The organism is Gallibacterium genomosp. 3, from assembly GCF_001678475.1.
GTDB lineage: Bacteria > Pseudomonadota > Gammaproteobacteria > Enterobacterales > Pasteurellaceae > Gallibacterium > Gallibacterium faecale.
In genome coordinates, this window is sequence record NZ_JTJR01000033.1 from 1 (window position 1) to 10,638 (window position 10,638).

The following is a 10,638-nucleotide window of genomic DNA, read 5'->3' on the forward strand; positions in this document are numbered from 1 at the left end:
AATAAAAAGAGTTGCTAATGATCTTAGAAAATAATTATTAGCAACCACTTTGTCCACTTGGTGTAGTTTTTTTAAAATCAGCAACCATTTTGTCTACTACACCCATTTTTACTTATAGGAAAAAAATCCCAGCCTAGGCTAGGATTTTTACATCAAAAAATAATCAATTAATTATTTTTCAACTGTTGTTTGGTGTTGACCACTTACAGAAACTTCAACACGACGATCTGGTGCTAAGCAAGCGATTAATGCTTTACGACCTTTAACTGCGTCACATGTGTTACCAGTTACTGGGTTAGCTTCACCGTAACCTACTGCTTTGATTACATCTGGAGATACAGATTTAGAAACTAAGTAGTTAGCTACAGTGTTAGCACGGTCTTGAGAAAGTTTTAAGTTATATTTGTCAGAACCAATACGGTCTGTATAACCAGCAACTTCAACAGATGATAAAGTGCCAACTTTAGAAAGTTCTTGTTGTAAGTTATCTAATGATTGCGCTGCTTCTGGTCTTAAGTTTGCTTTACCGAAAGCAAATAATACATCAGAACTTAATGCAAATTTCTTATTAACAACTTCCATTGCTGGAGCTTGTTCATTTTGACCAAAACGATAAGAAAGACCGAAAGATACAGAACCAATGCTTGGGCTATATGATTTACCTTCTACTTTACCCACTTTAGAAACCCATTGATATTCTAAACGCGCTGCTAATTGTGGAAGAATCGCATATTCAACACCTGCTGCAAATACTGGAGATACCTTTAATTTATGAGCAGATACAACTTTTTCTCCATCAACATGGCGAGTATAGTCAGAACGAATTAATGCTGTACCTAAACGACCGTAAACATCTAAACCATCAACATAAGCTACTGGGTAGCTTGCTTTTAAGCTAAGATTTAAACCATGAGCTACATGTCTTGCACGTACAGAATCACCTGTATGACCTCTTAATTTACCATAGAAGTCATAACCTGCTTCAACAGCAAAATTATCAGTGATTTGATAGCCACCGAATACACCATAAGTTTCGGAATTACGATGGATACCATATGGACCACCATTTTCATTATCAAATTGATTCACATCATAGTGGAATGATGCCCAACCAGCTTTCGCACCAGCGTAGAAAGTATTTGCTTGAGGAGCTGCTTGTGCTACTGATACGAATGCTAATCCTGAAATTGCTAATGCGATTGCAGTCTTTTTCATTATAAAATCCTCTTGAATTTATTATCTATATTTAGATTTTGAGGTTTGTATTTACATAAAAGACATGGTAAACATCAACCTCTCCCCAAAATAAATGAGATCCAGCTCACTTATTTGGTAACGCATATTATCGCTATTGATCAAGATAAAATCAAACCTTTATTCTATTTTTGTATAAAAAATGCTCTTTTTAAGCCTAAATTTACACCAACACTCACCTTTTTCTTTCCTTTAATTTCCTTTTTTCGTGCTCTTTTTAAATTTTTTTGCTGAGATCTACTCCTAACCGAGTATTCCCTCTCTGAATTCTCTTTTTTTAGTGCTAGTATTAGAATTTCATTTGTTCCCGTAATTTCATAATACAAGAGGCTTATTCATGATGATTCCTTACTTAGCGAGTCAACAACAACTTGATCCCTTAGTAAATCAATATCTTACCCAATTAAAACAACAAGGCTTCCTTGGTGACATTGCTTATCATTATGCAGATCGACTCTCTCTCGCAACTGACAACAGTGTTTATCAACAATTACCACAAGCCATTCTTTTCCCTAAAGAAGTAGCTGATATTGTCAGATTAACCAAACTTGCTCAACGCGAAGAATTTAAATCACTAAAATTTACGCCTAGAGGTGGTGGTACAGGAACAAATGGTCAATCACTGAATAGTACCATCATCGTTGATCTTTCACGCCATATGAATCAAATTCTTGAGTTAAATGTGAAAGAACATTGGGTGCGAGTACAAGCTGGTGTTGTCAAAGATCAATTAAACCGTTTTTTAAAGCCTCACGGTCTATTCTTTGCTCCAGAACTCTCTACCAGTAATCGTGCTACTATTGGGGGAATGGTGAATACTGATGCTTCAGGACAAGGTTCATTACTCTATGGTAAAACATCTGATCATGTCATTGCCTTACGTTCTGTGTTAATTAATGGTGATATTCTCGATACCCAAGCGATAAATTGTGATAATTTTACGGATAATCTTGAACAAACAAATCTATCTCACACTGGCAAACATATTCATCAACAAGTTGCCCAACTATGTCGTCAGCATCGTGAACAAATTCTTACCCAACTGCCTCAGTTAAACCGTTTTATTACGGGATATGATCTTAATCATGTCTTTGATGCTGAACTTTCTAAATTTAATCTAAGCCGTATTCTGACAGGTTCAGAAGGTTCTCTTGCTTTCGTATGTGAAGCTAAATTGAATCTATTACCTATTCCGCAATACCGCACATTAATTAATATTAAATATCGCTCTTTTGATGCAGCGCTTCGCCATGCTCCTGCGATGGTGGCAGCAAAAGCACTGTCTGTTGAAACCGTTGATTCTAAAGTTTTAAATTTAGCAAAACAGGATATTATCTGGCATTCTGTTTCTGATTTATTAAAAGAAGATGAAAACTCTCCAATTCTTGGACTTAATATTATTGAATACGCAGGCAATAATGAAAAATTCCAACAACAGCAAGTTGCCCAATTATGCCAGCGATTAGATCAAGAAATTGCTAACCAACAAAATGATGTTATTGGTTATCAAGTTTGTACTGATTTAGCTTCTGTCGAAAAAATTTATGCTATGCGTAAAAAGGCAGTAGGGCTACTCGGTAATGCAAAAGGACGAGCTAAACCGATTCCTTTTGTTGAAGATACTTGTGTTCCACCAGAAAATTTAGCCGATTATATTGCTGATTTTCGCGCCTTATTAGACAAGCATCATCTTGAATATGGTATGTTTGGTCATGTTGATGCAGGTGTATTGCACGTCCGCCCTGCATTAGATCTCTGCGATCCTGAACAAGTAAAATTATTTAAATCTATTTCTGACCAAGTCGCCAATTTAACTCAACAATATGGTGGTTTAATTTGGGGAGAACATGGTAAAGGCGTACGAGGTGAATATAGCCGTCAATTTTTTGGCGAAGAATTATGGCAAGTGTTACAACAAATCAAAGCATTATTTGATCCTGAAAATCGCTTAAATCCAGGTAAAATTTGTACCCCATTAAATTCAGATACAAAATTGTTTGAAGTGCTTTCACCAATGCGGGCTGATTACGATCGCCAAATCCCAATCGCAATTAAAGATCAATTTAGTGGTGCAATGAACTGTAATGGTAATGGCTTATGCTTTAATTTTGATGTTGATAGTGTCATGTGTCCATCTATGAAAGTAAGCCGTAATCGTGTTTTTTCTCCTAAAGGTCGCGCAGCATTAGTACGTGAATGGTTACGTTTACTTGCCAATGCAAATGTTTCTGCCGAACAATTAGATTTTAATCAAAGCCAAATTAAGCTTACTGATCTCGTAGAAAAATTGCGTAATCGCTTTTCGAAAAAACACCAAGATGATTTTTCTCATGAAGTTAAAGCAGCAATGGATACTTGCTTATCTTGTAAAGCGTGTGCAAGTCAATGCCCAATTAAAATTGATGTCCCTGACTTTAAAGCAAAATTTTTATACCTTTACCACCACCGCTACCCTCGTCCATTAAAAGATTATGTTGTCGCTAATGTAGAAAATGTTGCGCCATTAATGGCAAAAGCACCTGCTTTTTTTAATGCTGTGACAGCGCATCCATTAGTAGAAAAAGTTGCTCGTAAATATATTGGAATGGTCGCTTTACCTCAACTTTCTGTTCCATCCTTACAAAAACAATTAGTAGAAATTCATTATCAAAATCGTTCGTTAGAACAATTAGAGCAACTTCCGCTTAGCCAACGTGAAAAGATGATCTTTATTGTACAAGATCCATTTACCTCTTTTTACGATGCCAAAGTTGTTGCTGATTTTGTACGCTTAACCAAAAAATTAGACTTTGATCCTATTGTTTTGCCATTTAAACCAAACGGTAAAGCGCAACACGTAAAAGGTTTCTTAGCACGCTTTAGTAAAACCGCAACGAAGCAAGCCGAAGTATTAAATCGAATCGCGAAATTGGGCGTACCTTTAGTGGGGGTAGATGCAGCCGTAGTGCTTTCCTATCGTGATGAATATCGTCAAGTATTAGGTGAAAAACGAGGTAACTTCCAAGTATTAACTTCACAAGAATGGTTATCTCAAGTTTTAGCTACCACAGAAAAACAACCAGCAAATCCTGATAATCAACGTACTTGGTATTTATTCCCGCATTGTACAGAAAGTAGTTTATTGCCAAATAGCAGCAAAGCGTGGCAAACACTATTTGCTAAATTTGGTGAACAACTGGAGATTGTGCAAGTCGGTTGCTGTGGTATGGCAGGAACATTTGGACATGAAACAATACATGAAGAAACCTCTAAAGAGATTTATCAACTCTCTTGGGCAAAAAAATTACAAGATAAAGATTTACAATATTGCTTAGTTTCTGGCTACTCTTGCCGCAGCCAAATTAAGCGGATGCAACATCAAATCAGTAAACACCCATTACAAGGACTGTTGGAGATTATAAATTAATGGAAATTTGGAAAAAGAAATTTACGCTAGAAGATCTTAATCAAGCAAACAAAAATACCGCAGCTAAACAACTTGGTATCGAATTTGTCGCTTATGGTGATGATTGGATGGAAGCTGCACTAACCGTTGATCAACGCAACTGTCAACCAATGGGGTTACTGCATGGTGGTTCTTCCGCCTTATTAGCGGAAACAGTGGGATCTTATGCTGGTTTTTGTGCTTGTGAAGAGAATAAAGGTATTGTTGGCGTAGAAATTAACGCCAACCATTTACGAGCAATGAAATTAGGAGAACGTGTCACTGCCCGTGCGACACCATTACATATTGGCAGAACATTACACGTTTGGCAGATTAATATCTCCGATTCACAACAACGCTTGTGTTGTCAAAGCCGTTTAACTTTAGCCGTTTTAGATCAAAATAAGGAATAATTGTGATAGCAAAACGAATTGGTGTTTTACTTGTTAATTTAGGTACGCCCGATGAGCCTACTGTTCCTGCGGTGAAATGTTATTTACGTCAATTTTTAACAGACTCTCGTGTAATTGATTTACCTCGTTGGCAATGGCAGTTATTACTTAATGCAATTATTTTACCTAAACGAGCACCTCGTGTGGCTAAACTCTATCAACAGATTTGGCAAACTGAAGGTTCACCATTATTTGCAATTAGTCGGCAACAACAAGCTGCATTACAGCAACGCTTTCAGCAAAATGATCAAGATATTCTAGTTGAATTAGCGATGACTTATGGCAACCCATCAATCAATTCTACATTAGATAAGTTGTATGCAGCGAAAGTTGAACATCTGATTGTATTACCTCTCTATCCACAATATAGCAGTACAACTACCGCTTCTGTGCTAGATGCCTTTCATACTGCCTTAAAACATCGGCGTCAGTTGTTACCTTTTGACTTCATTTTTTCATATCAAGATCATCCACTCTATATTGAAGCACTCGCTAAAGCCGTACAGCAGCAACCGTTAGCCAATGATGAGCATCTTGTGATTTCCTTTCATGGTATTCCTCAACGTTATCAACAAGAAGGAGATTATTATCCTCAACATTGCCAACAAACGGCTAAAGCACTTACTGAACGCCTTAACTTAACTGAGCAAGATTGGACACTTACTTATCAATCACGTTTTGGTAAAGAAGTCTGGTTACAACCTTATACAGATGAAACACTTCGTGCTTTTCCAGCACAAGGCATTAAGAAAGTAGCGGTAATTTGTCCTGGCTTTGCTGTTGATTGCTTAGAAACATTAGAAGAAATTGCAGAAGAAAACAAACAAGTTTTCTTACAAGCAGGCGGTGAATCTTATCGTTATATTCCAGCATTAAATGCAAATGAACTGCATATTGAACTGTTGTATCAGTTAATTAGAGAAAAATTAAAGTAAACAAAGGTGTCGGATATAAAATCCGACATCTTATTACTTAATCACCTGATAAACTTTAAATTTCCCTGTCTTCGCTAATACTTGATGCGAGCCAAAGTAATGATCCAATAAATCTGGATAAGGTAAGAATGCATTAGCCACAATCCGTAATTTCCCACCCACATTAAGGTGATGTTTTGCCTCACGGATTAAACTCTCTACCGCATGATAGGCAGTATCAATTCCAGCATGGAATGGCGGATTAGAAATAATTAAATCAAACTTATCGGTAATCGCTGAAAATACATCACTCACAATAACCTTTCCTTCTAACTGATTCTGTTTTAAGGTTTCTTGCGCGGAAGCAATCGCCATCGCATGAATGTCCGCCATCACTAATTCAATTTGTGGATAATACTGTTTTAAATAGCTACCAATTACCCCGGCACCGCATCCCACATCAAGTACTTTACCCTGCACGGTTTGATCTAATGTACTTAATAATAGAGCTGTACCTTGATCTAACTCACTGGCACTAAATACCCCTGGTAATGAGTAAATATGTAAATCATTACCCATTGGTAATTGATATTGTTGCCACCAAGCTGCTAATGAAAATTCAGGTACCGTATCTAGTTCAAAGTGATACAAACTGCAACGGCGAGCTGAATCAATCTTAGCGATTGTTCCCCATTTAGCACAAAATTTTTCTGCTGAACGTACGCCACCGCGGTTTTCACCAACAATTAATACTCTTTGTCCAACTTTGGCTTGTGACAAAATTTGTAGTAGTTGAAATTGGCATTCTTGCTTATTTTTTCCCCAATAAAAAATGATCCAATCTTCACCTTGAGATTGTGCTTCTAAAGAAAACTCTGCTTTTGCTCTCGTTTTATTAACATAATCAAAATAATTGCTAACAACACGAGCTTGCTGTGCATATTTTTGACACTCTACTGGGAAATCATCTTGAACATTGCCTAAAAATAATAGGTGTTTTTCAGCAAATAATGCTAAATGGCGCATTAATACTTGGCTTTCAGCTGTGAGGATCACATTAATATTCCTTATATTTATTATTTTATAAAAAATAAAAATAGCGATACCAAGATCGCTATTTTTACTATGACTTATCTTATTTCACTCGCATTCCCGGCGCTGCACCTTGATCTGGTGTTAATAAGAAAATATTACTACCACCTGGTCCTGCAGCCAACACCATACCCTCTGACACACCAAATTTCATCTTACGAGGTGCTAAATTAGCCACCATCACCGTTAAACGTCCTTCAAGCTCTTCTGGTTTGTACGCTGCTTTAATTCCCGCAAAAACTTGGCGTGTTTCGCTGCCAATATCTAAAGTCAATTTCACCAATTTATTTGCTTCTGGTACAGCTTCTGCTTTTACAATCTTAGCGACTCGTAAATCAATCTTAGCAAAATCATCAATCGAGATCGTTTCTGCAATTGGTGCAATCTCACTATTCACAGCTGGCGCAGTTTTCGCTGGCGCATTAACTGCTGCATTTTCTGCTTTAGATGCCTCAATCAATGCATCAATTTTGCTCATTTCTAAACGACTGAATAATGCTTTAAATGGGGCAATTTGGTGACCAAGCAGTGGTGTTGCTAAATTTGCCCACTGTAATTGATCATTTAAAAATGCCTCTGCTCGCTCTGCTAATTGTGGTAATACTGGTTTTAAGAATCCCATTAACACACGGAACATTTGAATTCCCATTGAACAAACTTCATGTAACTCCTGTTCACGAGCTTCATCTTTTGCAATTACCCAAGGTGCCATCTCATCAACATATTTATTCGCCTTATCACACAAATTCATAATTTCACGAATTGCTTTATTAAACTCACGATTTTCATAATATTGTGCGATTTGCTCCGATTGCTGGAAGAATGCTTGCCATAGCGCTTCATCATGTAAACGATCTGCTAATTTACCACTAAAACGTTTTTGAATAAATCCTGCATTACGACTTGCTAGATTCACTAATTTATTCACAATATCGCTATTCACGCGTTGGACGAAATCTTCTAAGTTCAAATCTAAATCATCAATACGATTACTGAGTTTCGCTGCATAGTAATAGCGTAAACATTCTGGATCGAGATGATCTAAATAAGTTTTTGCTTGAATAAAGGTACCACGTGATTTTGACATTTTCTCGCCATTGACAGTTACATAGCCATGTACAAAGATATTAGTCGGTTTACGATAGCCAGCACCTTCTAACATAGCAGGCCAAAAGAGGCTATGGAAATAGACAATATCCTTGCCAATAAAGTGATAAAGTTCTGTCGTACTTGCTTTATTCCAGAAACGATCAAAATCAATCCCTTTACGTGAACAAAGATTTTTAAATGAAGCCATATAGCCAATTGGCGCATCCAGCCATACATAAAAATATTTGCCTGGCTGATTTGGAATTTCGAATCCAAAATAAGGTGCATCACGTGAAATATCCCACTGTTGCAAACCTGCTTCAAACCACTCCATCATTTTATTAGAGACTTCTGGCTGCAAAGTACCAGACTTAATCCATCCTTTTAACATTTCTTCAAATACAGGTAAATCAAAGAAGAAATGCTCAGATTCTTTTAATACAGGTGTTGCACCTGACACCACAGAACGTGGATTAATTAATTCAGTCGGGCTATATGTCGCTGAACACACCTCACAATTATCACCATATTGATCTTCTGCCTTACATTTTGGACAGGTTCCTTTTACGAAACGATCTGGTAAGAACATTCCTTTTTCAGGGTCAAATAATTGCGAAATAGTGCGGCTTTTAATAAAACCATTCTCTTTTAATTTGTTATAAATAACTCCTGAAAGTTCTTGGTTTTCTGGGCTATGAGTAGAATAGTAATTATCGTAACTAATATTAAAACCAGCAAAAGAAGAGATATGTTGTTGCTGCACATCTGCTATTAATTGTTCTGGGGAAATTCCCATTTGGTCCGCTTTTAACATAATAGGCGTACCATGCGCATCATCTGCACAAACAAAATAGATTTCATTCCCACGCATTCTTTGGAAACGTACCCAAATATCCGCTTGAATATGTTCAAGCATATGACCTAAGTGAATTGGACCGTTAGCATAAGGTAATGCACAAGTAACAAGTATGTGACGGCTACTAGACATAAATTTTCCTTCTTAAAACTATTTTTCTATTTTTAAAAATAACGGCTAATGTTACTCCATTACCCTTTGTTTTTCCAGTTTAGTAACGCCATCGAGTAACTTTCAAACTTTAAGTGACTTTTCGCTTAACAGTTGCTTACTTGCGTGGTTAAATAAGCGGGCAAATTTAATCGCTACAAATTAAAAAGGATGGATCAATGAGTAAGTTAACTTTTACTTTTTCCAATATGGACGAAACACTTGCACAGCAAATTACTGAAAAAATCCAACAATTCCAACACCCTACTCTACAAAAAGACTTATTAAGTTTAAAAGCACTAAAAAAACTTTCTTTAGCGGATAACAAATTGCAGATTACCTTAACAGTGCCATTTGCTTGGAATAGTGGCTTTACTGATTTAAAAAATGCACTCACTGCGCCACTTGCACAACTTGCTAATGTAAGCGATGTAAAATGGACTCTCCAATATCAAATCGCTACCTTAAAACGAGCTAATAATCAACCAGCCGTGAATGGTGTGAAAAACATTATTGCGGTGACTTCAGGTAAAGGGGGCGTGGGTAAATCTACTACCGCCGTTAATTTCGCATTAGCACTGCAAGCACAAGGTGCAAAAGTTGGGATCTTAGATGCTGATATCTATGGTCCATCTATCCCTTATATGTTGGGTGCTGAGGGACAACGCCCAACCTCACCTGATAACCAACATATGGTGCCAATTGTTGCTCACGGATTACAATCTAATTCTATTGGTTATTTGATGGATGCCGATAGTGCCACAATTTGGCGTGGTCCAATGGCAAGCAGTGCATTAGGTCAATTATTAAACGAAACTTGGTGGACTGATTTAGATTATCTTGTTATTGATATGCCGCCAGGTACAGGTGATATTCAGCTCACGTTGTCACAACAAATTCCTGTTACTGGTGCTTTAGTAGTAACAACCCCGCAAGATATTGCATTACTAGATGCAATTAAAGGTATCTCTATGTTTAAGCGCGTATCTGTACCTGTATTAGGCATTATTGAAAATATGAGCGTTCACATTTGTGCCAACTGTGGACACCACGAAGCGATTTTTGGTACGGGTGGTGCTGAAAAAGTTGCCGAGAAATATCAAATTAAACTTCTTGGTCAATTACCATTACATATCCGCTTACGTGAAGATTTAGATCAAGGTAAACCAACTGTTGTGGCTGCACCAGATCACGAAATCACTCAAGCATTCCTCAATCTTGCACAAACTGTTGCAGCTGAACTTTATTGGCAAGGCGAAACCATCCCAGCAGAAATTATGATCCGTGAGGTTAAATAAGCTGACATAAACCCACTTATTACTACACTATAAAAACAAATTCCCCATCAGAAGTTAATCAACTGATGGGGAATTTTGTTTGGGTATCTATTGGTATAGTAGACAAAAT

General features: G+C 37.1%; 7 protein-coding genes. 4 read left to right on the forward strand and 3 right to left on the reverse strand.

The window, feature by feature from the left end; translation table 11 throughout:
- Positions 1–171 precede the first annotated feature (171 nt).
- A complete protein-coding gene (ompA, locus tag QV06_RS07920; protein WP_065237668.1) occupies positions 172–1,215 on the reverse strand; it encodes a porin OmpA in 1,044 nt (347 codons plus the stop codon).
- A 379-nt stretch (positions 1,216–1,594) separates the two neighbouring features.
- Between ompA and ydiJ the strand changes: the two genes are divergently transcribed.
- Genes ydiJ through hemH form a run of 3 tightly spaced genes read left to right on the forward strand, consistent with a single transcriptional unit; the run spans position 1,595 to position 6,065 of the window.
- Positions 1,595–4,660, forward strand: a complete 3,066-nt coding sequence (ydiJ, locus tag QV06_RS07930; protein ID WP_065237673.1) for a D-2-hydroxyglutarate dehydrogenase YdiJ — start codon at positions 1,595–1,597, stop codon at positions 4,658–4,660.
- Entirely contained in the window at positions 4,660–5,091 is a 432-nt protein-coding gene (locus QV06_RS07935; RefSeq protein WP_065237670.1) for a hotdog fold thioesterase, read from the forward strand. Before ydiJ ends, QV06_RS07935 begins: the two co-directional genes overlap by 1 nt.
- A 2-nt stretch (positions 5,092–5,093) precedes the next feature.
- Positions 5,094–6,065, forward strand: coding sequence for a ferrochelatase (gene hemH / locus QV06_RS07940; protein WP_065237671.1), 972 nt, complete (start codon positions 5,094–5,096; stop codon positions 6,063–6,065).
- A gap of 33 nt (positions 6,066–6,098) precedes the next feature.
- Here hemH and rsmC read toward each other — a convergent pair whose 3' ends face one another.
- Both rsmC and metG read right to left on the reverse strand, forming a co-directional pair.
- On the reverse strand, positions 6,099–7,097 hold the full coding sequence (gene rsmC / locus QV06_RS07945; RefSeq protein WP_065237674.1) for a 16S rRNA (guanine(1207)-N(2))-methyltransferase RsmC: 999 nt from the start codon (positions 7,095–7,097) through the stop codon (positions 6,099–6,101).
- An 82-nt stretch (positions 7,098–7,179) separates the two neighbouring features.
- Positions 7,180–9,213: a methionine--tRNA ligase gene (gene metG / locus QV06_RS07950; RefSeq protein WP_065237672.1), complete on the reverse strand. Its 2,034-nt coding sequence runs from the start codon at positions 9,211–9,213 to the stop codon at positions 7,180–7,182.
- 227 nt (positions 9,214–9,440) lie between these two features.
- Here metG and apbC point away from each other — a divergent pair, with 227 nt between their 5' ends.
- Entirely contained in the window at positions 9,441–10,529 is a 1,089-nt protein-coding gene (gene apbC / locus QV06_RS07955) for an iron-sulfur cluster carrier protein ApbC (protein WP_065237675.1), read from the forward strand.
- The last annotated feature ends 109 nt before the right edge of the window (positions 10,530–10,638 follow it).

Bases quoted from the DNA above. Each gene is read 5' to 3' on its own strand.
- apbC (WP_065237675.1), top strand. From the start codon at position 9,441: ATGGACGAAACACTTGCACAGCAAATTACTGAAAAAATCCAACAATTC.
- ompA (WP_065237668.1), bottom strand. From the start codon at position 1,215: ATGAAAAAGACTGCAATCGCATTAGCAATTTCAGGATTAGCATTCGTA.
- QV06_RS07935 (WP_065237670.1), top strand. From the start codon at position 4,660: ATGGAAATTTGGAAAAAGAAATTTACGCTAGAAGATCTTAATCAAGCA.
- ydiJ (WP_065237673.1), top strand. From the start codon at position 1,595: ATGATTCCTTACTTAGCGAGTCAACAACAACTTGATCCCTTAGTAAAT.
- metG (WP_065237672.1), bottom strand. From the start codon at position 9,213: ATGTCTAGTAGCCGTCACATACTTGTTACTTGTGCATTACCTTATGCT.